This window comes from Winogradskya humida, assembly GCF_016862215.1.
Taxonomy (GTDB): domain Bacteria; phylum Actinomycetota; class Actinomycetes; order Mycobacteriales; family Micromonosporaceae; genus Actinoplanes; species Actinoplanes humidus.
The window spans coordinates 70,684-90,667 of sequence record NZ_BOMN01000027.1; the positions used below are offsets into that span (position 1 = coordinate 70,684).

General features: G+C 66.6%; 35 protein-coding genes. 1 reads left to right on the forward strand and 34 read right to left on the reverse strand.

What is annotated here, in order from left to right:
- The first annotated feature begins 20 nt into the window (after positions 1 to 20).
- A complete protein-coding gene (locus tag Ahu01nite_RS11070; RefSeq protein ID WP_203836387.1) occupies positions 21 to 809 on the forward strand; it encodes a hypothetical protein in 789 nt (262 codons plus the stop codon).
- Positions 810 to 876: 67 nt separating this feature from the next.
- Here the strand turns inward: Ahu01nite_RS11070 and truA are convergent, their stop codons facing one another.
- The 34 genes from truA to rpsJ form a co-directional block, all read right to left on the reverse strand.
- Complete coding sequence (truA, locus tag Ahu01nite_RS11075) at positions 877 to 1,689, reverse strand: tRNA pseudouridine(38-40) synthase TruA (protein ID WP_203836388.1); 813 nt, start codon at positions 1,687 to 1,689, stop codon at positions 877 to 879.
- 73 nt (positions 1,690 to 1,762) lie between these two features.
- On the reverse strand, positions 1,763 to 2,317 hold the full coding sequence (gene rplQ / locus Ahu01nite_RS11080; RefSeq protein WP_203836389.1) for a 50S ribosomal protein L17: 555 nt from the start codon (positions 2,315 to 2,317) through the stop codon (positions 1,763 to 1,765).
- A 31-nt stretch (positions 2,318 to 2,348) separates the two neighbouring features.
- Complete coding sequence (locus Ahu01nite_RS11085) at positions 2,349 to 3,371, reverse strand: DNA-directed RNA polymerase subunit alpha (RefSeq protein WP_015619022.1); 1,023 nt, start codon at positions 3,369 to 3,371, stop codon at positions 2,349 to 2,351.
- Positions 3,372 to 3,461: 90 nt separating this feature from the next.
- Positions 3,462 to 4,088: a 30S ribosomal protein S4 gene (gene rpsD, locus Ahu01nite_RS11090; protein WP_203836390.1), complete on the reverse strand. Its 627-nt coding sequence runs from the start codon at positions 4,086 to 4,088 to the stop codon at positions 3,462 to 3,464.
- A 16-nt stretch (positions 4,089 to 4,104) separates the two neighbouring features.
- Positions 4,105 to 4,512 (reverse strand): 30S ribosomal protein S11, encoded by a 408-nt coding sequence (gene rpsK / locus Ahu01nite_RS11095; protein ID WP_015619020.1) that lies wholly within the window; start codon positions 4,510 to 4,512, stop codon positions 4,105 to 4,107.
- A gap of 18 nt (positions 4,513 to 4,530) precedes the next feature.
- Positions 4,531 to 4,911 (reverse strand): 30S ribosomal protein S13, encoded by a 381-nt coding sequence (gene rpsM, locus Ahu01nite_RS11100; RefSeq protein ID WP_203836391.1) that lies wholly within the window; start codon positions 4,909 to 4,911, stop codon positions 4,531 to 4,533.
- Positions 4,912 to 5,085: 174 nt separating this feature from the next.
- Positions 5,086 to 5,202, reverse strand: a complete 117-nt coding sequence (gene rpmJ, locus Ahu01nite_RS11105; protein WP_015619018.1) for a 50S ribosomal protein L36 — start codon at positions 5,200 to 5,202, stop codon at positions 5,086 to 5,088.
- 47 nt (positions 5,203 to 5,249) lie between these two features.
- Positions 5,250 to 5,471: a translation initiation factor IF-1 gene (infA, locus tag Ahu01nite_RS11110; protein WP_007073013.1), complete on the reverse strand. Its 222-nt coding sequence runs from the start codon at positions 5,469 to 5,471 to the stop codon at positions 5,250 to 5,252.
- A 232-nt stretch (positions 5,472 to 5,703) separates the two neighbouring features.
- Positions 5,704 to 6,219 carry a DUF1707 SHOCT-like domain-containing protein gene (locus tag Ahu01nite_RS11115; protein WP_203836494.1) on the reverse strand — a complete coding sequence of 172 codons (516 nt, stop codon included), beginning with the start codon at positions 6,217 to 6,219 and terminating at the stop codon, positions 5,704 to 5,706.
- 55 nt (positions 6,220 to 6,274) lie between these two features.
- Positions 6,275 to 6,718, reverse strand: coding sequence for a DUF1707 SHOCT-like domain-containing protein (locus Ahu01nite_RS11120; protein WP_239158771.1), 444 nt, complete (start codon positions 6,716 to 6,718; stop codon positions 6,275 to 6,277).
- A gap of 146 nt (positions 6,719 to 6,864) precedes the next feature.
- Entirely contained in the window at positions 6,865 to 7,719 is an 855-nt protein-coding gene (map, locus tag Ahu01nite_RS11125; RefSeq protein WP_203836392.1) for a type I methionyl aminopeptidase, read from the reverse strand.
- A gap of 2 nt (positions 7,720 to 7,721) precedes the next feature.
- Positions 7,722 to 8,375 (reverse strand): adenylate kinase, encoded by a 654-nt coding sequence (locus Ahu01nite_RS11130; RefSeq protein WP_203836393.1) that lies wholly within the window; start codon positions 8,373 to 8,375, stop codon positions 7,722 to 7,724.
- Between the two features lie 74 nt (positions 8,376 to 8,449).
- Complete coding sequence (gene secY, locus Ahu01nite_RS11135) at positions 8,450 to 9,796, reverse strand: preprotein translocase subunit SecY (protein ID WP_203836394.1); 1,347 nt, start codon at positions 9,794 to 9,796, stop codon at positions 8,450 to 8,452.
- A gap of 277 nt (positions 9,797 to 10,073) precedes the next feature.
- Positions 10,074 to 10,517 (reverse strand): 50S ribosomal protein L15, encoded by a 444-nt coding sequence (gene rplO / locus Ahu01nite_RS11140; RefSeq protein WP_203836395.1) that lies wholly within the window; start codon positions 10,515 to 10,517, stop codon positions 10,074 to 10,076.
- Positions 10,517 to 10,699, reverse strand: coding sequence for a 50S ribosomal protein L30 (gene rpmD, locus Ahu01nite_RS11145; RefSeq protein ID WP_203776584.1), 183 nt, complete (start codon positions 10,697 to 10,699; stop codon positions 10,517 to 10,519). The genes rplO and rpmD overlap by 1 nt, the downstream gene beginning before the upstream one ends.
- The gene (gene rpsE / locus Ahu01nite_RS11150; RefSeq protein ID WP_203836396.1) at positions 10,699 to 11,319 is read right to left on the reverse strand and encodes a 30S ribosomal protein S5; all 621 of its coding nucleotides are present in this window, start codon (positions 11,317 to 11,319) and stop codon (positions 10,699 to 10,701) included. Before rpsE ends, rpmD begins: the two co-directional genes overlap by 1 nt.
- Before the next feature lie 13 nt (positions 11,320 to 11,332).
- Complete coding sequence (gene rplR / locus Ahu01nite_RS11155) at positions 11,333 to 11,728, reverse strand: 50S ribosomal protein L18 (RefSeq protein ID WP_438874766.1); 396 nt, start codon at positions 11,726 to 11,728, stop codon at positions 11,333 to 11,335.
- Entirely contained in the window at positions 11,725 to 12,267 is a 543-nt protein-coding gene (rplF, locus tag Ahu01nite_RS11160; RefSeq protein ID WP_203836397.1) for a 50S ribosomal protein L6, read from the reverse strand. The genes rplR and rplF overlap by 4 nt, the downstream gene beginning before the upstream one ends.
- Positions 12,268 to 12,280: 13 nt before the next feature.
- Positions 12,281 to 12,688: a 30S ribosomal protein S8 gene (gene rpsH / locus Ahu01nite_RS11165; protein WP_203836398.1), complete on the reverse strand. Its 408-nt coding sequence runs from the start codon at positions 12,686 to 12,688 to the stop codon at positions 12,281 to 12,283.
- Positions 12,689 to 12,813: 125 nt separating this feature from the next.
- Complete coding sequence (locus Ahu01nite_RS11170; RefSeq protein ID WP_023358191.1) at positions 12,814 to 12,999, reverse strand: type Z 30S ribosomal protein S14; 186 nt, start codon at positions 12,997 to 12,999, stop codon at positions 12,814 to 12,816.
- Positions 13,000 to 13,001: 2 nt separating this feature from the next.
- On the reverse strand, positions 13,002 to 13,571 hold the full coding sequence (rplE, locus tag Ahu01nite_RS11175) for a 50S ribosomal protein L5 (protein WP_203836399.1): 570 nt from the start codon (positions 13,569 to 13,571) through the stop codon (positions 13,002 to 13,004).
- The gene (gene rplX, locus Ahu01nite_RS11180; RefSeq protein ID WP_203836497.1) at positions 13,571 to 13,891 is read right to left on the reverse strand and encodes a 50S ribosomal protein L24; all 321 of its coding nucleotides are present in this window, start codon (positions 13,889 to 13,891) and stop codon (positions 13,571 to 13,573) included. Before rplX ends, rplE begins: the two co-directional genes overlap by 1 nt.
- On the reverse strand, positions 13,888 to 14,256 hold the full coding sequence (gene rplN, locus Ahu01nite_RS11185; RefSeq protein WP_203836400.1) for a 50S ribosomal protein L14: 369 nt from the start codon (positions 14,254 to 14,256) through the stop codon (positions 13,888 to 13,890). Before rplN ends, rplX begins: the two co-directional genes overlap by 4 nt.
- Positions 14,257 to 14,352: 96 nt before the next feature.
- Positions 14,353 to 14,628 (reverse strand): 30S ribosomal protein S17, encoded by a 276-nt coding sequence (gene rpsQ, locus Ahu01nite_RS11190; RefSeq protein ID WP_203836401.1) that lies wholly within the window; start codon positions 14,626 to 14,628, stop codon positions 14,353 to 14,355.
- Positions 14,625 to 14,858 carry a 50S ribosomal protein L29 gene (rpmC, locus tag Ahu01nite_RS11195; protein ID WP_203836402.1) on the reverse strand — a complete coding sequence of 78 codons (234 nt, stop codon included), beginning with the start codon at positions 14,856 to 14,858 and terminating at the stop codon, positions 14,625 to 14,627. Before rpmC ends, rpsQ begins: the two co-directional genes overlap by 4 nt.
- On the reverse strand, positions 14,858 to 15,283 hold the full coding sequence (rplP, locus tag Ahu01nite_RS11200; protein WP_015618999.1) for a 50S ribosomal protein L16: 426 nt from the start codon (positions 15,281 to 15,283) through the stop codon (positions 14,858 to 14,860). The genes rpmC and rplP overlap by 1 nt, the downstream gene beginning before the upstream one ends.
- A gap of 3 nt (positions 15,284 to 15,286) precedes the next feature.
- On the reverse strand, positions 15,287 to 16,129 hold the full coding sequence (gene rpsC, locus Ahu01nite_RS11205; RefSeq protein WP_203836403.1) for a 30S ribosomal protein S3: 843 nt from the start codon (positions 16,127 to 16,129) through the stop codon (positions 15,287 to 15,289).
- Positions 16,129 to 16,605 (reverse strand): 50S ribosomal protein L22, encoded by a 477-nt coding sequence (rplV, locus tag Ahu01nite_RS11210; RefSeq protein ID WP_203836404.1) that lies wholly within the window; start codon positions 16,603 to 16,605, stop codon positions 16,129 to 16,131. Before rplV ends, rpsC begins: the two co-directional genes overlap by 1 nt.
- A gap of 31 nt (positions 16,606 to 16,636) precedes the next feature.
- Positions 16,637 to 16,918 (reverse strand): 30S ribosomal protein S19, encoded by a 282-nt coding sequence (gene rpsS, locus Ahu01nite_RS11215; RefSeq protein ID WP_014440726.1) that lies wholly within the window; start codon positions 16,916 to 16,918, stop codon positions 16,637 to 16,639.
- A gap of 14 nt (positions 16,919 to 16,932) precedes the next feature.
- Entirely contained in the window at positions 16,933 to 17,772 is an 840-nt protein-coding gene (gene rplB / locus Ahu01nite_RS11220) for a 50S ribosomal protein L2 (protein WP_203836405.1), read from the reverse strand.
- 14 nt (positions 17,773 to 17,786) lie between these two features.
- The gene (rplW, locus tag Ahu01nite_RS11225) at positions 17,787 to 18,089 is read right to left on the reverse strand and encodes a 50S ribosomal protein L23 (protein WP_203836406.1); all 303 of its coding nucleotides are present in this window, start codon (positions 18,087 to 18,089) and stop codon (positions 17,787 to 17,789) included.
- Positions 18,086 to 18,736: a 50S ribosomal protein L4 gene (rplD, locus tag Ahu01nite_RS11230; protein ID WP_203836407.1), complete on the reverse strand. Its 651-nt coding sequence runs from the start codon at positions 18,734 to 18,736 to the stop codon at positions 18,086 to 18,088. The genes rplW and rplD overlap by 4 nt, the downstream gene beginning before the upstream one ends.
- Positions 18,733 to 19,386: a 50S ribosomal protein L3 gene (gene rplC / locus Ahu01nite_RS11235; protein WP_203836408.1), complete on the reverse strand. Its 654-nt coding sequence runs from the start codon at positions 19,384 to 19,386 to the stop codon at positions 18,733 to 18,735. The genes rplD and rplC overlap by 4 nt, the downstream gene beginning before the upstream one ends.
- Positions 19,387 to 19,396: 10 nt before the next feature.
- Positions 19,397 to 19,705: a 30S ribosomal protein S10 gene (rpsJ, locus tag Ahu01nite_RS11240; RefSeq protein ID WP_097322778.1), complete on the reverse strand. Its 309-nt coding sequence runs from the start codon at positions 19,703 to 19,705 to the stop codon at positions 19,397 to 19,399.
- Between the last annotated feature and the right edge of the window lie 279 nt (positions 19,706 to 19,984).

A 19,984-nucleotide genomic window follows, 5' to 3' on the forward strand; every position in this document is an offset into this window, starting at 1 on the left:
TGCACCCCTAACGTGAATGCATGCCTCACGCGCGCTCCGCTCATCGCGCTCCGCGCGGCCTCCTCAGCCGGCCACCCGCGCAGCACCTGAACCCCGAGCCGCCGGCGCACGAACCACGTCAGACCCTGCAGCTGCTGCTCACGGGGCTCGCGGCGCTGATACTCACCTCGATCGTGGTGCTGGTCGGATTCTTCGTCGTCGCCGAGGAACGCCGGGGTCACGGCGGCGGCACGTCCGCCGCTCCGCGGGCCCTCTCCCCGTCGGCGATCAGCTCCCGGGAGGCCGACCCGGCGCCGCTGACCCGCAAGGAGGTCTTCCCCGCGAACGAGATCCGGATGGTCACGGGAGCCGCGCCCTACGAGGTATCGGTCACCCACGTGGACTCCGACTGCAGCCGCGCCACAACCGGCGAGCTCGATACCCTGCTCCTCGATCACGGCTGCTCCCAGATCGTCCGGGCGAAGATGATCGCGCCGTACGGCGATTACCAGGTCACCGCGGGCATCTTCAACCTCGCCGACGACACGGGCGCCGACGAGGCGGCCTCGCTGGCGGGTCAGATCCTGGAGGCCGGGCGCGGCGGGTTCACGCCCATCGGCTCGCTCGGTGACTTCGGCGACCCCGAGGACCTGCCGCTCGCCCAGGCAGGATGGCAGGCCCGGGGGCACTTCCTGCTCTACTGCCTGATCTCCCGGCCGGACGGGCAACTAGTCACCGACGATGACCCGTACGCCCGCCGCATCACCGCCGACATGATCGACCAGTACCTCGCCGACGATGTCCTCGCGGCGCGCTCCCTCAAGCTCTGAGCCTTCTACCCTCTTCTAGGCTCTCAACCGACGACCCTCTCTTAGGCTCTCAACCGACGACCCTCTTCTAGGCTCTCAACCGGCGAGTAGCGTCAGCGCGATCCGCGTATTCCGACTCGTCGGGGTAGCCCACCTCCACCAGCGTGAGGCCGTGTGCCGGCGCAACCGTGACCTCGCTGGAGCGTTCCCGCAGCGTCAACTGCTTCGCCGGCCAGCCCGGATCGCGCCGTCCGTCCCCCACGGTCAGCATCGCGCCGACCAGGCTGCGCACCATGGCCTGACAGAACGCGTCCGCCTGTACGGTCGCCACGGCCACGCCGTCGGGCTCGCGACGCCAATCCAGCCGGGTGATGGCCCGTACCGTCGTCGCGTGCTCCTTGCGCTTGCAGAAGGCGGCGAAATCGTGCAGCCCGACCAGCCCCTCGGCGGCCGTGTTGAGGCGGTCCAGGTCAAGCGGGCGGAGCCAGCCCAGCGTGTCGTTGCGGCGCAGCGGCTGGGGGCCGTAGACGGTGTCGGCGACGCGGTACTCGTACCGGCGGAATGTCGCGGAGAAGCGGGCATCGAACGTGTCCGGGACGGGAGTTATCGCGCGCACCCGGGCGTCCGCCGGCATCAACGCGGCGAGCCGGCGTAGCAGCGAATCCCGCAACGACTCCCAGAGGTCCGACGGGAGGTTCACGTGACACACCTGACCGATCGCGTGCACCCCGGCGTCCGTGCGCCCGGCCACCGTCAGGCCCAGCTCCACTTCGGGACCCGTCAGTCGCGCAAAGGCCTCCAGGAGGACACCGGCGACCGTACGCCGGGAGGGCTGCACCGCCCAGCCGGAGAAGTCGCCGCCGTCGTACGAGACATCCAGCCGCAGCCGGGTCGTGTCCACTCTCGTCCTGCCCCTTCATAAGAAAAAACGGCCCGGCACCCCCTCGGGGTACCGGGCCGTCCTACTGCCTAGCTCAGGCCTTGCTGTCTTCGCCCTCGGCCTTGTCCCCGGAAGCGTTCTCCGGAGCCTCGGCGTCCTGGTCCGCGTCGTCGGCCTTCGCGGCCGGCTCGGCAGCCGGGGTCTCGTCGTCGCGGGTCAGCGCCTCGACCTTGTTCTGCTGCGCGGCGGCCTTGCGGGCCTCCTTGGACGGGCCGGTGACGGCCGCGACCTGCAGCTCCTCGACCAGCTCGATGACGGCCATGGGAGCGGCGTCACCCTTGCGCGGGCCGGTCTTGGTGATCCGGGTGTAGCCACCCGGGCGGTTGGTGTACCGCGGCGCGATCTGCTCGAAGAGCGAGTAGACGACGTCCTTGTCCCGGACGACACCCAGCACCCGGCGACGAGAGGCCAGGTCACCGCGCTTGGCCTTGGTGATCAGCTGCTCCGCCAGGGGACGAAGGCGCTTGGCCTTGGTCTCTGTCGTCTTGATCTTCCCGTGCCGGAAGAGCTCCGTGGCCAGGTTGGCCAGCAGCAGCTTCTCGTGCGCCGGGCTGCCGCCGAGGCGGGGACCCTTGGGGGGCGTGGGCATTAGTGCTCCTTGTAAATGGCGGCAGCCGGAATTACAGCTGCTCGGTCTCGCGGTAGTCGTCGGTGTCGTAATCCACGTCGCCGAACGAATCGACCACGTGCGCCGGGTCGAAGGACGGCGCGCTGTCCTTCAGGCCCAGGCCCATTCCGGCGAGCTTCATCTTGACCTCGTCGATCGACTTCTGACCGAAATTCCTTATATCCAGAAGGTCGGCCTCCGTCCGCCCGATCAGTTCGCCCACGGTGTTGATGCCCTCGCGCTTGAGGCAGTTGTACGACCGGACCGTGAGGTCCAGCTCCTCGATCGGCAGGGCAAGGTCGGCGGCGAGCTGGGCGTCCTGCGGGGACGGCCCGATGTCGATGCCCTCGGCGGTCTCGTCCAGCTCGCGGCAGAGGCCGAACAGCTCGACGAGAGTCGAGCCGGCCGACGCCAGCGCGGTGCGGGGCGAGATGGAAGCCTTGGACTCGACGTCGATGATCAGACGGTCGAAGTCGGTGCGCTGCTCGACACGGGTGGCCTCGACGCGGTAGGTCACCTTCATGACCGGCGAGTAGATCGAGTCGACCGGGATACGGCCGATCTCGGCGCCGGCGCTCTTGTTCTGCGCTGCCGTGACGTAGCCACGGCCCCGCTCGACGGTGAGCTCCATGTCGAGCCGGCCCTTGCTGTTGAGCGTGGCCAGCTTCAGGTCGGGGTTGTGCACGGACACGCCGGCCGGGGGCTGGATGTCACCAGCGGTGACATCACCCGGGCCCTGCTTGCGCAGGTACATGCTGACCGGCTCGTCGTGCTCGGAGCTGACGGTGAGCTCCTTGACGTTCATGACCAGCTCGACAACATCCTCTTTGACACCGGGGATGGTGGTGAACTCGTGCAGAACGCCGTCGATCTTGATGCTGGTGACCGCCGCGCCCGGAATGGACGACAGCAGGGTACGCCGCAGCGAGTTGCCGAGGGTGTAGCCGAAGCCCGGCTCCAGCGGTTCGATGGTGAACCGGGAGCGGGTCTCGCTGAGCGTCTCCTCCGAGAGGGACGGCCGCTGGCTGATGAGCACGCTGTTCTTCTTTCTGTCAGGGAAGCCGCTATTTGCTGCCCGTCGGTGTTACCGGGCCGCCGGCCGTGAGGCCGGCGACCCGGGAGAGCGCTACTTGGAGTAGAGCTCGACGATCAACTGCTCCTGGACCTGCGTGTCGATGACAGCGCGCGCCGGGAGCGTGTGGATCAGGATCTTCATCTCGCTGGGGATCGGCTCCAGCCACGCCGGGGTGGGGCGCGAACCGGCCTGGGCCTGCGCGACGACGAAGGGAGTCATTTCCTTCGACTTCTCGCGGACCTGGACGATGTCGTGCTCCTTGACCCGGTACGACGGGATGTCGACCTTCTGGCCGTTGACCAGCAGGTGACCGTGCTTCACCAGCTGGCGGGCCATGTCGCGGGACGCGGCGTAGCCGGCCCGGTAGACGACGTTGTCGAGACGGGACTCGAGGATCTGCAGCAGCACCTCACCGGTCTTGCCCGGCTTGGTGACAGCTTCCTCGTAGTAACCGTGGAACTGCTTCTCGAGGACGCCGTACGTACGACGAGCCTTTTGCTTCTCGCGGTGCTGGAGAAGGTACTCGGTCTCCTTGGTCCGGCCGCGGCCGTGCTGCCCGGGCGGGAACGGCCGGGACTCGAACGGGCACTTCGGACCATCGCACTTGCTGCCCTTGAGGAACAGCTTCATCTTCTCGCGGCGGCAGCGCTTGCAGTCCGCCCCTGTGTAACGAGCCATTGCTTCTAACTCTCCCTTAGACCCGGCGACGCTTCGGCGGACGGCATCCGTTGTGCGGCTGCGGCGTGACGTCGGAGATCTGCCCGACCTCGAGGCCGGCGGCCTGCAGCGAACGGATCGCGGTCTCCCGGCCGGAGCCGGGGCCCTTGACGAACACGTCGACCTTGCGCATGCCGTGCTCCATCGCCCGGCGAGCGGCGGCCTCGGCGGCCAGCTGCGCGGCGAACGGGGTCGACTTGCGGGAGCCCTTGAAGCCCACCTGGCCGGACGAGGCCCAGGAGATGACAGCACCGGTCGGGTCGGTGATCGACACGATGGTGTTGTTGAAGGTGCTCTTGATGTGCGCCTGCCCGTGGGCGACGTTCTTGCGTTCCTTGCGCCGGACCTTTTTGACAGGGGCCCCAGCGCGTGCCTTCGGTGGCATAAGTCTTCTGCGCTCCTATTACTTCCGACCGGGCTTCTTCTTGCCAGCGACCGTGCGCTTCGGACCCTTACGGGTACGAGCGTTGGTCCGCGTCCGCTGTCCGTGGACGGGGAGCCCCCGGCGGTGGCGGATGCCGGCGTAGCAGCCGATCTCAACCTTGCGGCGGATGTCGGCGGCGACCTCGCGGCGCAGGTCGCCCTCAACCTTGAAATGGCCCTCGATGTAGTCGCGGAGCTGAACCAGCTCCTCGTCCGTGAGGTCCTTGGCGCGCTTGTTCAGGTCAATCTCGGTCGAGGTCAGCGCCTCGATCGAACGGGTCCGACCGATCCCGTAAATGTAAGTGAGCGCGATCTCCATCCGCTTGTCACGGGGAAGATCGACGCCGACGAGTCTTGCCATAAGTGGGCGTACTCCTCAGGTCTCTCACGGAGGTCTGTGCCCGTTCCGCTCCCACCTGCCCGGGTGGGCCCCGGCCTCCGACCGGGGGTGACGCCGCATGTCATCGCCAGGGCGATGAACTACGACGGGAACGCGCTTGTGCTGTGGTGCGGATCTGGCAGCGAGAGGCTGAAATCAGCCCTGACGCTGCTTGTGGCGCGCGTCGGTCTTGCAGATGACCATGACGCGGCCGTGCCGCCGGATGACCCGGCAGTTGTTGCAGATCCGCTTGACGCTCGGCTTGACCTTCACGGTTTGCCTTAACTCTCAGTCGGACGGGAACGATCCCCGCGACCCTGCTACTTGTAGCGGTAGACGATGCGCCCACGGGTCAGGTCGTACGGCGAAAGTTCTACGACGACCCGATCCTCGGGAAGGATGCGGATGTAGTGCTGCCGCATCTTGCCGGAGATGTGAGCCAGCACCTTGTGACCATTGGCGAGCTCGACGCGGAACATAGCGTTCGGCAACGGCTCGATCACTCGGCCTTCGATCTCGATGGCTCCGTCTTTTTTGGGCATGTCCTCCGCTACCTGTACATCGGGTTCTGGGGCAAGCTCACAACGTTCATCACGACCCCGTTTCCGGGGACGGACCAGCCGCGGCTCCGGCACCCATCAGAAGCGCTTGATGGACAGGCCGGAGTGGACGCTGTGCGCCAGCTAGCCAGTGTACGCGCGCCCCAGCATCGACACCAAACCGAGGCCCCCGTAACCCGGGGTCGGGTGTGTCGACGGTGCTCAAAATCGGACTTCAGGGCATCTTATTCTCATGTTGGAGCGCTTTCCGCTCGCGCTTGAGCTGCTTCTGCTCCGCCTTGCGGGCCCGTTTGCGCTCTTCCTTGCGTGGCGTCCCCGTGACGAGGCCCATCGCCGAGACCCAGACCAGCACGACACCCCAGGGCCCCCCGACCCAGACCGGCCAGAAGTAGGTGAGCTGCCCGCTCGCGACACAGCTGAAGAGCCAGATGACCGTAGTGATCCCCACCACGGCGACCCAGCTGGTCCAGACCTCGGTGAGCCAGCGCACGGTCGCGTCGCGGTCACTGACACCCTGAGCGGCCCGCGCAGTCGGTGCTGTCGGCGCGACCTTCGCGACAGGCCCGGTGGCAGGCAGATCGTGCAACAACGGACTCAGCTCGCCATAGGTCTTCGCGGCGTAAGCCTGCTGCAGGCGGTCGTCGTACTCGTGCAGATCGAGCCGGCCCTCATCCAGCGCAACCCGGAGCTGATCGGCGACGACCTGCCGATCGGCGTCCCCGGCCCTCATCTCGTCCCGGCCCATGCGTTCCAGCATGACAGCGCGACGCTCGTCCGGCATCCGGCTATCGGCCGCGGTTACCGAACCTGCCGACAACCCCGAAGATGAGCGGAATGAGCATCCAGGCCGGCCAGAAGTAATTGAGCTCCCCCGACGCGAGTGAGGTCACGCCCCAGATGACGACGCAGACGAGGATCACGCCGCCGTAGGAGGCCACCCAGGGCGGTCCCGAGGGCTTGCGCATCTCCCCCACCTCGGAACCCGGGGTGGGCCCGGATGCCGGCGCCTTGGGTTGCTGCGGCGCGACCTGAGCCCGCTGCACCGGAACCGTGCCCGGCAGGTCGGTGGTCAGACCCTCGAGATCACGGAAAGTTTTCGCAGCGTACGTCTGCTGCAGCCGCTCGTCGTACTCGTGCAGATCGAGCCGGCCCTCGTTGAGCGCCGCCTTCAAGGTCTCGGCGACAGCCTCACGATCGGCATCCCCGGCTCGCATGTCTTCACGCCCCATCCCCCAAGCATGACAGCCTCGACGTGGATCGCCAGCCCCAGCTACTCCGCACGGGCCGGCTTCTTCAATCGGGCACTGCGACCGGGCCTTGGGCAGGATCGCGCCGCCGCGGCCGCCTGAGGGCCGCTGGGCGGTGTCAGGACCGGCTATTCCGCGAGGGAGTCGGCAGCGGGCTGGCGGGCGGTGACAAGATCGCCCAGCCGGGCGCGGCCGCCGTCCGGGGCCGTGGTCACCCAGACGCCGTCTTCGAGGATCGCCATCGTGTGCTCCACGTGCGCCGCCATCGAACGGTCGCGGGTGATGACCGTCCAGCCGTCGTCGAGCTCCACCGTGCGCGGGGAGCCCATGGTGATCATCGGCTCGATGGCCAGGCAGAGACCGGGCACGAGGCGCGGGCCCTTGCCGGGCTTGCCGTGGTTGAGCACGTGGGGGTCCTGGTGCATCTCCGTGCCGATGCCGTGGCCGCCGTACCCGTCGACGATGCCGTAACGGCCGGCCTTGCGGACGACCTTCTCGACATTGAAGGAGATGTCGGTGAGACGGCCTCGGCCGTTGGCGGCACCGCGCGCCGCGGCGGCGATGCCGGCCCACATGGAGTCCTCGGCGATCTCGGCCATCAGGAGCAGCTCGGGGTCGGTCTCGCCGACCCCGACGGTGATGGCCGAGTCGCCGTGCCAGCCGTTCAGGATGGCGCCGCAGTCGAGCGACAGCAGGTCGCCCTCCCGCAGCACCTGCCCGGTTGACGGGATGCCGTGCACGACCTGCTCGTTGACCGAGGCGCAGATCGAGGCGGGAAAACCGTGGTAACCCTTGAACGACGGGGTCGCCCCCGCGTCACGGATCACCTTCTCCGCGATCGCGTCGAGATCACCGGTCGAGACGCCCGGGGCCACGGCCTCGCGCATCGCGTCCAGCGCGGCGGCGACGACGAGGCCGGCACCGCGCATGAGCTCGATCTGTTCGGGGGATTTCAGCTGGATGTCCAGCTGCTGGCGACGCATCTCTAGCCTCCGTACGACCGCAGCGCGTCGATCGCTCGCACCGTGACGTCCTCGACCGGGCCGGTCGCGTCTATTCCCACCAGCTTGCCCTGGGCGCCGTAGAAGTCGACCAGGGGCGCTGTCTTGTCCGCATATTCGACCAGGCGGTTGGCGATCGTCTCCGCCCGGTCGTCGTCACGCTGGAAGAGCTCGGAGCCACACCTGTCACAGATGTTCTCCTTGCTCGTCGGGTCGAACTCGACGTGCCAGATCTTGCCGCAACCCCGGCAGGTACGCCGGCCGGACAGCCGCCGGATGACCTCGTCGTCGTCGACCACGAGTTCCATCACGAGGTCGAGCGCCGTGCCGAGGTCGGCCAGCAGCTTGTCCAGTGCCGACGCCTGCGGGACGGTTCTCGGGAAACCGTCCAGCAGGAAGCCGTCCGTCGCGTCCGGCTCGGCGAGCCGGTCGCGAACCATGTTGATGGTCACCTCGTCCGGGACGAGGTTGCCCGCGTCCATGTACCGCTTCGCTTCCAGCCCGAGCGGCGTGCCCTGCGACACGTTCGCCCGGAAGATGTCACCGGTCGAGATCTTCGGTACGGCGAGATGGGCAGCGATGAACTCAGCCTGGGTCCCCTTGCCGGCCCCCGGAGGGCCCACCAGTACCAGCCGCACCTACATCGCCTCGCTTCGGTGAGAACGAGCCTCGCAAACCACGGACGCGAGAGCCCCCCGGCTCCGCGCCCCCACTACCGGAGGAACCCTTCGTAGTTGCGCTGCATCAACTGGCTCTCGATCTGCTTGACCGTCTCGAGACCCACACCAACCATGATCAGCACCGCCGTACCGCCGAACGGGAAGTTCTGGTACTGCTTACTGTTCAGCCAGATGAAGAAGAAGTTAGGCAGAACCGAGATCAGACCCAGATAAAGCGCACCCGGCAGCGTGATCCGGCTGAGGATGAAGTCCAGGTAGTCAGCAGTGGGCTTGCCCGGCCGGATGCCCGGCACGAATCCACCGTACTTCTTCATGTTCTCCGCGACCTCGGTCGGGTTGAACGTGATCGACACGTAGAAGTACGTGAAGAAGATGATCATCAAGAAGTACGTGGTGATGTAGATCCAGTGGCTGGGGTTGGCCAGGTTGTTCTGGATCCACTGCTGGTAGCCCTTGAGGTTGTTCTGGTCGAAGAACTGCAGGTACAGCTGCGGCAGGTAGAGCAGCGAGGACGCGAAGATCACCGGGACGACACCGGCCTGGTTGACCTTGAGCGGGATGTACGTCGAGGTTCCGCCGTACATGCGCCGGCCGATCATGCGCTTCGCGTACTGCACCGGGATCCGGCGCTGGGCCTGCTCGATGAAGACGACCGCGGAGATGACCAGCAGCACCAGGACGATGACGAGCCAGAACTTGCCCCACCCGCTGCTCTCCTTGATCGTCCAACCCTCGCCGGGGAGGCGGGCGGCGATCGAGGTGAAGATCAGGACGGACATGCCGTTGCCGACACCGCGGTCGGTGATGAGCTCACCGAGCCACATGACCACACCCGTGCCGGCGGTCATCGTGATGACCAGCATGAGCAGCGTGAGCCAGAGCGGCAGCCCGGTGTTCTCCGGGACGATCTGGAGGTTGGCCTGGTCCTGCGGGCACGCGTTGGCGAAGAGCTGACCGGAGCGGGCCAGCGCGACGAACGCTGAGGACTGCAGGATCGCGAGACCCAGGGTCAGGTACCGGGTGTACTGGGTGATCTTCGCCTGGCCGGACTGGCCCTCCTTGCGGAGCTGCTCCAGCCGGGGGATGACGACGGTCAGCAGCTGCAGGATGATCGACGCCGTGATGTACGGCATGATGCCCAGCGCGAAGACCGAGAGTTGAAGGAGCGCGCCGCCGGAGAAGAGGTTCAGCAGGTTCAGGACCCCGCCGCCGGCGTTCGAGCTGTTCACTGCTTCCAGACAGTTCTGGACGTTGGTGTAGGACACGCCTGGGCTGGGCAAAGTGGCGCCGAGCCGGTAGACCGCGATGATCGCTACTGTGAACAGCAGTTTCTTGCGCAGGTCAGGCGTCCGGAACGCACTGGAAAAGGCGGAGAGCAACTTCTTCCTCCTGCGCGAGGTGGCCGCCTGAAACCGGCGGATGGGGGTAGGCATCGGTCCGGACGACCGATATCCCTAGCTGGGAACGGACTTTAACAGCCTGACGTGCCTGTCGTTAGGCACGGTCGCCGCTTGTGCAACACCCGGGGACGAAGAGCTATGCCGCAATTGCTGGAACTTTGCCGCCCGCCGGAGTGAAATAGCAGGTCAAACGCCACAACGGGGATGCCGGCCGGGTATCGCGCTTGGATACCCGGGCCAGCACCCCCGGCAGAAATCACAGTTCGGTGGCGGAACCACCGGCTGCGGCGATCTTCTCCTTGGCCGACTCGCTGAACGCGTGCGCAGAGATCTGCAGCGCTACGCCACCCAGCTCGCCCGAGCCCAGAACCTTCACCAGCTGGCCACGACGGACCGCGCCGGCGTCGGCGAGCTCGAGCGGACCGACCTCGCCGCCGTTCGGGAACAGCTCGGCAAGCCGGTCCAGGTTGACGACCTGGAAGACGACCTTGTTCTTGTTCTTGAAGCCCTTGAGCTTCGGCAGGCGCATGTGGATAGGCATCTGCCCACCCTCGAACCGGGCCGGAACCTGGTAACGCGCCTTGGTGCCCTTGGTGCCTCGACCAGCGGTCTTTCCCTTGGAGCCTTCACCGCGACCCACACGGGTCTTCGCGGTCTTGGCACCGGGCGCCGGGCGAAGGTGGTGAACCTTGATCGCCATTATTCGACCTCCTCGACACTGACGAGGTGGCTCACGGCGAAGATCATGCCCCGAATCTCGGGGCGGTCCTCCTTGACCACCACATCGTTGATCCGCTTCAGCCCGAGCGACCGCAGGGAGTCCCGCTGGTTCTGCTTACGGCCGATGCCGGACCTGAGCTGGGTGACCTTCAAGCGTGCCATCAGTGCACCGCCGCTTCCGCACGCGCCGCCAGCATGGCAGCGGGCGCGACGTCCTCGACGGGGAGACCACGGCGAGCCGCGACCTGCTCCGGCGACTCGAGACCCTTGAGGGCCGCGACGGTCGCGTGCACGATGTTGATCGGGTTCGAGGAGCCGAGGCTCTTCGAGAGGATGTCGTGGATACCGGCACACTCCAGCACGGCGCGCACGGGGCCACCGGCGATAACACCGGTACCAGCCGACGCCGGCTTGAGGAGCACGACGCCCGCGGCGGCCTCGCCCGTGATCGGGTGCGGAATGGTCGCACCGATCCGCGGCACCTTGAAGAAGTGCTTCTTGGCCTCCTCGACGCCCTTGGCGATAGCCGCGGGCACCTCCTTGGCCTTTCCGTAGCCGATGCCGACGGTGCCGTCGCCATCGCCGACGATCACGAGGGCGGTGAAGCTGAAGCGACGACCACCCTTGACGACCTTCGCGACACGGTTGATCGCGACGACCCGCTCGAGATGCGGGGTCTTCTCGACGGGCGCGTTACCGCGACCGCCCTCACGGCGGTTGTCGCGGCGGCCACCTTCGTTGTTACCGCCGGACCCGCCGCCTCGGCGCTGCTGACCAGGCATTGGTCATTCCCTCCTAGAACTCGAGTCCGGCTTCGCGAGCAGCGTCCGCAAGTGCGGCGATGCGGCCCGCGTACTTGTTGCCGCCACGGTCGAAGACGACCTTGGACACGCCCGCAGCCTTGGCCCGCTCGGCGAGCAGAGCGCCGACCTTGCCGGACAGCGCGCTCTTGTCACCCTCGGTGCCCCGCAGGGAGGCGTCGAGCGTGGAGGCAGAGGCCAGCGTGTGGCCCTTGAGGTCGTCGACGATCTGCGCGGTGATGTTCCGCGAGGACCGGGTGACGACCAGGCGCGGACGCTCGGCAGTGCCGCGGACGTTCTTCCGAACCCGGAAGTGCCGACGCGCCTTGCCGACGGCGCGCTTGGAGGCGACACCGCCGCCATTGCGGCGCTTGAGCAGCGTGGCGGTCACTTCTTACCTGCCTTTCCAGCCTTGCGGCGGATGACCTCGCCCTGGTACTTGACGCCCTTGCCCTTGTAGGGCTCCGGCGGGCGGATCTTCCGGATGTTCGCGGCGACCTCGCCGACGAGCTGCTTGTCGATACCGGTGACCGTGAACTGCGTCGGCCGCTCGACCGAGAAGCTGATGCCGGCCGGCGCGACCACGTTGACCGGGTGCGAGAAGCCCAGGGCGAACTCGAGGTCCTTGCCCTTGGCGGTCACGCGGTAACCGGTGCCGTTGATCTCGAGGGTCTTCTTGTAGCCCTCGGTCACTCCGACGATCATGTTCGCCACGAGGGTACGCGACAGGCCGTGCAGCTCCTTGGCCTTGCGCTCATCGTTGGGGCGGTTGACGTGCAGCTCGCCGTTGTCTGCCTTCTCGACCGTGATCGGTTCGGCTACGACGTGCGAGAGCTCGCCCTTGGGGCCCTTGACCTTGACGGTCTGGCCCGAAATCGTGACATCGACGCCGGTCGGGACCGGGATCGACTTACGTCCAATTCGCGACATGTCTAAGTCTCCGTTACCAGACGAAGGCGAGGACTTCCCCGCCAACGCTCCGCTTGCGGGCCTGCCGGTCGGTCAGGAGGCCCTGGGACGTCGAGATGATCGCGACGCCCAGGCCGCCGAGCACCCGGGGGAGCTCGTCGGACTTGGCGTACACCCGGAGACCGGGCTTGGACACGCGCTTGATCCCGGCGAGGCTGCGCTCGCGGCTCTGGCCGTACTTGAGTTCAACGACCAGGCGCTTGCCGACTTCGCCTTCCTCAGGCTCCTCGGCCGTCCAGGACGCGATGTATCCCTCTGCCTTGAGGACCTCGGCGATGTTCGCCTTGATCTTCGAGAAGGGCATCGTCACCTTGTCGTGATACGCCTGGTTGGCGTTTCGCAGACGCGTGAGCATGTCTGCGATCGGGTCCGTCATCGTCATGGGTATTCGTCAACCTTTCTCGCCGGGGTTCCCAGGCTTGCGCCCGGGCCTACGGCGAAGCGGTATTTCTTAAGATCCAGCCTTCAGTCCGCCCAAGGGCGGTGGCGGGGCGGTTGGAAGGGGGGTTACCAAGAAGCCTTGGATACGCCCGGGAGCTCGCCGCGGTGGGCCATGTCCCGGAGGCAGACCCGGCAGAGGCCGAATTTGCGGTAGACCGAGTGCGGGCGACCGCACTTCTGGCACCGGGTGTAGGCCCGCACAGCGAACTTCGGCTTCGCGGCCGCCTTGATGATCAGGGCCTTCTTAGCCATGCTCAGTTCTCCTTGAACGGGAAGCCCAGGAGCTTGAGCAGCTGCCGGCCCTCCTCGTCGGTCTTGGCGGTGGTCACCACAGTGATGTCCATGCCCCGGGTCCGATCGATCCGGTCCTGGTCGATCTCGTGGAACACCGACTGCTCGGTCAGACCGAACGTGTAGTTGCCGTGCCCGTCGAGCTTGCGCCCGTCCAGGCCGCGGAAGTCACGGATACGCGGCAGCGCGATCGACAGCAGCCGGTCCATGAACTCCCACATGCGGTCGTTGCGAAGGGTGACCTTCGCGCCGATCGGCATGCCCTCGCGCAGCTTGAACTGCGCGATCGACTTGGTCGCACGACGGACCAGCGGCTTCTGGCCGGTGATCGTGGTGAGGTCTTTCACGGCGCCGTCGATCAGCTTGGCGTCGCGGGCAGCCTCGCCCACACCCATGTTCACGACGACCTTGACCAGGCCGGGAATCTGCATGGGGTTGCCGTACTTGTACTGCTCCTGAAGCGCAGAGATGACCTCACTGCGGTACTTCTGCTTCAGCCGGGGCAGGGTCTTCGTCTCGGTAGCGGCAGTCATCACAGGTCCTTACCGGTCGTACGCGCGATCCGGACCTTCTGGCCGCTGTCGTCGATGCGGTAGCCGACCCGGGTCGGCTTGCCCTCGGAGTCCACGATCTGCACATTCGAGATGTGGATCGCGGCTTCCTGCGTGACGATGCCGCCGGTCTTCGAACCACGCTGCGACGTCTGGATACGCTCGTGCTTCTTGATGCGGTTGACGCCCTCGACAAGGACCTTGTCGCGACGGGGGAAGGCCGCGATGACCTTACCCTTCGCGCCCTTGTCCTTACCGGCGATGACGACGACCGTGTCGCCCTTCTTGATCTTCACGGTCAGAGCACCTCCGGCGCCAGGCTGATGATCTTCATGAACCGCTTGTCGCGCAGCTCGCGGCCGACCGGGCCGAAGATGCGCGTACCGCGGGGGTCCCCGCCGTCCTTGATGATGACGGCGGCGTTCTCGTCGAAGCGGATGTACGAGCCGTCGGGACGGCGCCGTTCCTTGGCGGTGCGAACGATGACAGCCTTGACGACTTCACCCTTCTTGACACCCGCACCCGGAATGGCGTCCTTGACCGTGGCCACGATGACGTCGCCGATGCCCGCGTAACGGCGACCGGAGCCGCCCAGTACGCGGATGCAGAGGATTTCCCTCGCACCCGTGTTGTCGGCGACACGCAGTCGCGACTCCTGCTGGATCACGTCTGTCTCCTATGTCTGCCAGTTCTCCGGGAAAGTGCTTGCCGAAGCTTGGCGGAACGATGGTCGGGTGGGCCGGCTCGCGCCGGCCCACCGGACTCACTTGGCCTTTTCGAGGATCTCCACGACACGCCACCGCTTGGTGGCTGACAGCGGACGGGTCTCCATCAGCAGAACCCGGTCGCCGGTGCCGCACGCGTTCTGCTCGTCGTGCACCTTGAGCTTGCGCGTACGACGGATGACCTTGCCGTAGAGGGCGTGCTTAACACGGTCCTCGACCTCGACAACGATGGTCTTGTCCATCTTGTCGCTGACCACGAGGCCCTCACGCGTCTTGCGCTGGGTCCGCGGTGCAGCAGCTGTGTTCTCACTCATGCTGTCACCTCACTCGGCGCGGCTGAGAGCCCCAGCTCACGCTCACGCATGATCGTATAGATCTTCGCGATGTCCTTGCGGACAACCTGGAGCCGACGGTGATTGTCGAGCTGACCCGTCGCACCCTGTACGCGAAGATTGAACAGCTCCGCCTTCGCCTCCCGCAGCCGCGAAACAAGCTCCTCTTCGGAGAGTTCGCGCAGCTCGGCCGGCTTCACGCCCGCTGCCATCAGCTTTCACCCACTTCGCGTGTCACGATGCGGCACTTCATCGGGAGCTTGTGGATCGCGCGGCGCATCGCCTCGCGCGCGATCGTCTCGTTCGGGAACGACATCTCGAAGAGAATGCGTCCCGGCTTGACGTTCGCCACCCACCACTCCGGTGAACCCTTACCGGAACCCATGCGGGTTTCGGCAGGCTTCTTGGTCAGCGCCTGGTCCGGGAAGATCGAGATCCAGACCTTACCGCCACGCTTGATGTGACGCGTCATGGCGATACGGGCCGACTCGATCTGGCGGTTGGTCACGTACGCAGGCTCGAGGGCCTGGATACCGAATTCACCGAAGACCACGCGGTTGCCGCCCTTGGACGCGCCGTGGCGGTCCGGGTGGTGCGGCTTCCGGAAGCCCTTCGGGGGCTTACGCGGCATCAGCATATGTCAGCCCTCCTGCTGCGTTTCCGCCGCGGCCGGAGCTGCAGCGGTCTCGTTCGGCTCGGTGGTCGCCGCGGCGGCCTGAGCCTGTGCGGCGCGGCCGGCCTCGGTGCCACCCGCGGTGGTGCCGGACGAACCGGAACGACCACGACGGGGACGCTCGGGACGGTCACCGCGGTCACGGCGGGGACGCGCGGGCGCCTCGGGGGCAACCTCGCGACCCGGTACGGCGTCGCCCTTGAAGATCCAGACCTTCACGCCGATGCGACCGAACGTGGTACGGGCCTCGAAGAAGCCGTAGTCGATGTCGGCGCGCAGGGTGTGCAGCGGAACGCGACCCTCACGGTAGAACTCCGTGCGGCTCATCTCCGCGCCACCGAGGCGGCCGGAGACCTGAACCCGGATGCCCTTGCAGGCCGGGTTCTTCATCGCGGACTGCATGGCCTTGCGCATCGCCCGGCGGAAGCTGACCCGGCTGGACAGCTGCTCGGCGACGCCCTGCGCGACGAGCTGTGCGTCCGACTCCGGGCTCTTCACCTCGAGGATGTTGAGCTGGACCTGCTTGCCGGTGAGCTTCTCGAGCTCGCCGCGGATGCGGTCGGCCTCCGCGCCCTTACGACCGATGACGATGCCCGGCCGGGCGGTGTGGATGTCGACGCGGACCCGGTCCCGGGTGCGCTCGATGTCCACCTTGGAGATGCCGGCGCGCTCAAGACCCTTGGACATCATGCGGCGGATTTTGACATCCTCGCCGACGTAGTCCTTGTAGAGCTTGTCAGCGAACCAGCGGCTCTTCCAGTCGGTGGAGATGCCGAGCCGGAATCCGGTGGGGTGAACTTTCTGACCCATTACTCGGCACCTTCCGTGCTCTGGGACTCGACCGGCGTGGCCTCGGCGGCGGGAGCCGCCGTCTTGGCCGGCGCGGCCTTCTTCGCGGCGGCCTTGCGAGCCGGCGTGGCGACCTGGACGGCCTCCACCGCGATGGTGATGTGGCAGGTGCGCTTGCGGATCCGGTACGCCCGGCCCTGCGCCCGCGGCCGGAACCGCTTCAGCGTGGGACCTTCGTCAACGAACGCCTGGGCGACCAGGAGCGCGTCCGGGTCGAGCCGCTCGTTGTTCTCGGCGTTCGCAATCGCGCTGGCGAGCACCTTGTAGACCTGCTCACTCGCAGCCTGCGGCGCGAACTGCAGGACCGTGAGAGCCTCCTTCGCGGGCAGACCGCGGACGAGGTTGATCACACGGCGCGCCTTGGTCGGCGAGAGGCGCACGTGGCGCGCAACTGCCCGAGCGCCTGGAAGCGCCGGAACATCGCTCTTGACTGGCATCGCTGTAACCCCTTTCTGATCCGTGGACTGACTAGCGACGACGGCTCTTGCGGTCGTCCTTCTCGTGACCCTTGAACGTACGGGTCAGAGCGAACTCGCCGAGCTTGTGACCGACCATGGCCTCGGTGATGAACACCGGGACGTGCTTGCGTCCGTCGTGCACGGCGATCGTGTGCCCGAGCATGTCGGGGATGATCGTCGAGCGACGCGACCAGGTCTTGATGACGTTCTTGGAATTCTTCTCGTTCTGGACTTCCACCTTCTTGATGAGGTGGTCGTCGACGAACGGGCCCTTCTTCAGGCTGCGAGGCATCTTTTAAACTCCCGTTACCCGCGCTTGCGGGTGGCGTAGCGGCGGCGAACGATCATGCGGTCGCTCTCCTGGCCCTTGCGGCGGGTACGGCCCTCCGGCTTACCAGCCGGGTTGACCGGGTGGCGACCACCAGAGGTCTTACCCTCACCACCACCGTGCGGGTGGTCGACAGGGTTCATGGCGACACCACGGACGGACGGGCGCTTGCCCTTCCAGCGCATGCGGCCGGCCTTACCCCAGTTGATGTTCGACTGGTCGGCGTTACCGATCTCGCCGACGGTGGCGCGGCAGCGCACGTCGACACGACGGATTTCGCCGGACGGCATACGCAGCGTGGCGTAGACGTCCTCACGGCCGAGCAGCTGGATACCGACGCCGGCCGAACGGGCCAGCTTGGCACCACCGCCGGGACGAAGCTCCACGTTGTGGATCGTCGTACCGACCGGGATGTTGCGCAGGGGAAGGTTGTTCCCCGGCTTGATGTCCGCGCCCACGCCGGCTTCGACGCGGTCGCCCTGCTTCAGGTCCTTCGGCGCGACGATGTAACGCTTCGAGCCGTCGGCGTAGTGGAGCAGTGCGATGCGGGCGGTGCGGTTCGGGTCGTACTCGATGTGAGCGACCTTGGCCGGCACGCCGTCTTTGTCGGCGCGCTTGAAGTCGATCAGCCGGTACTGACGCTTGTGACCGCCGCCCTGGTGCCGCGTGGTGATGCGGCCGTGGACGTTGCGGCCACCCTTTTTGGGCAGCGGCACCAGCAGAGACTTCTCCGGCGTCGACCGGGTGATCTCAGCGAAGTCGGCGACGCTCGAGCCGCGACGGCCCGGCGTGGTCGGCTTGTACTTACGGATAGCCATGATCTACAAACCCCTTAGCTGACCGGGCCGCCGAAGGCCTCGATACGGTCACCGTCAGCCAGCTTCACCAGTGCGCGCTTGATCGCCTTGCGCTGACCGAAGCCGGTCTTGGTGCGCTTGCGCTTGCCCTGGCGGTTGATCGTGTTCACCGTCAGCACGCGGACATCGAAGATCTGCTGGATCGCGATCTTGATCTCGGTCTTGTTGGCGTCCGGGTGGACCTCGAACGTGTACCAGTTCTGGTCGAGAACGCTGTAGCTCTTCTCGGAGACCACGGGCGCGACGATGATGTCGCGCGGGTCGGCGATCGTGCTCACTTGTCCCCCTCCTCGGAAGCTTCGGCCGGTACGCCCAGGAACTCGTCCAGGGCGTCCTTCGTGAAGACAACCGCGTCAGCCACCAGCACGTCGTACGTGTTGAGCTGGCCGGACTCGATGAGGTGGACCGACGGCTCGTTGCGGAGCGAGATCCAGTTCACCGCGTCCAGGCTGCTCAGCACCACGAGCACCTTGGTGGACTCGGTCGCCTTGCGCAGCGTCGCGATCGCAGCCTTCGTGGACGGCTTCTCGCCGGTGACGAAGCCCTCGACCACGTGGATGTGACCGTCGCGGGCCCGGTCGGAGAGGGCGCCACGCAGGGCAGCGGCCTTCATCTTCTTGGGGGTCCGCTGGGAGTAGTCGCGCGGCACGGGGCCGTGCACGACGCCACCACCGGTGAACTGAGGAGCGCGGATCGAGCCCTGACGGGCGCGGCCGGTGCCCTTCTGCTTGTACGGCTTCTTACCGCCACCGGCGACCTCGCCGCGGGTCTTGGCCTTCGCCGTACCCTGACGGGCCGCGGCCAGCTGCGCCACGACGACCTGGTGCATCAGCGGAATGTTCGCCTGCACGTCGAAGATGTCGCCGGGCAGGTCGACCGAGCCGGCCTTGGTGCCCTCGGCGTTGATCACGTCAACGGAGCTCACTTCTTGACACCGCCCTTCTTCGCCGCCGTACGGACCAGGATCAGCGCGCCCTTGGGACCAGGAATGGCACCCTTGACGAGCAGCAGGTTCTTCTCGATGTCGACTGCCTGCACCGTGAGGTTCTGCACGGTGAAGCGGTTGCCACCCATCCGGCCGGCCATCCGGACGCCCTTGAAGACGCGACCGGGAGTGGCGCAGGCGCCGATGGAGCCCGGGTGACGGTGCTTACGCTCGACACCGTGGCTGGCCTTCAGACCGTGGAAGCCGTGCCGCTTGATGACACCGGCGTAGCCCTTGCCCTTGGTCTTGCCGGTCACGTCGATCGGCGCGCCAACGGCGAACGTGTCGACGTTGATTTCCTGGCCGAGCTCGTACTCGCTCGCGTCGGTGGTGCGCAGCTCCACGAGGTGGCGCCGCGGCGACACACCCGCCTTCGCGTAGTGACCGCTCTCGGGCTTGTTGACCTTGCGCGGGTCGATCTGGCCGAAGGCCAGCTGAACCGCGGTGTAGCCGTCGGCCTCCTGGGTGCGGACCTGGGTCACGACACAAGGGCCGGCCTGCACCACGGTCACCGGGACAACCTTGTTGTTGTCCCAGACCTGGGTCATGCCGAGCTTGGCGCCCAGGATCCCCTTAACTTGCCTGTCCATTGTCCGGTCCCTACAGCTTGATCTCGATGTCGACGCCAGCCGGCAGGTCGAGGCGCATGAGCGAGTCGACCGTCTTCGGAGTCGGGTCGATGATGTCGATCAGCCGCTTGTGCGTGCGCATCTCGAAGTGCTCGCGCGAGTCCTTGTACTTGTGCGGCGAACGGATCACGCAGAAACGGTTGATCTCCGTGGGCAGCGGCACCGGGCCTGCGACCGACGCACCGGTCCGCGTGACCGTCTCGACGATCTTGCGTGCCGAGGAGTCGACGACCTCGTGGTCATAGGCCTTGAGCCGGATGCGGATCTTCTGTCCCGCCATGGTGGCTTCTGTTTCCTTCTCTCGATGCCGCTACGTGCGAAAGCGGTGGCTTTCGCATGCCCGCAGGACGCTTGATCCTGCGTTGTCCGACCCCCGCGGTCGGGCGTGTCGCGCCTAGTGGCAGAAAACTCTGCAAACAGGCTTCCGCCCCAGTGAACTGGCGCGGTTGTGCCCGTGGTGCAACTCCACCAGAGCTAACCGGAAGAGCAGCCCCATCCGTCGGGATCGGGGCGGCCGGCGGCTTTCACACACACGCCGGACACCGGGCGAGGGTGGTCG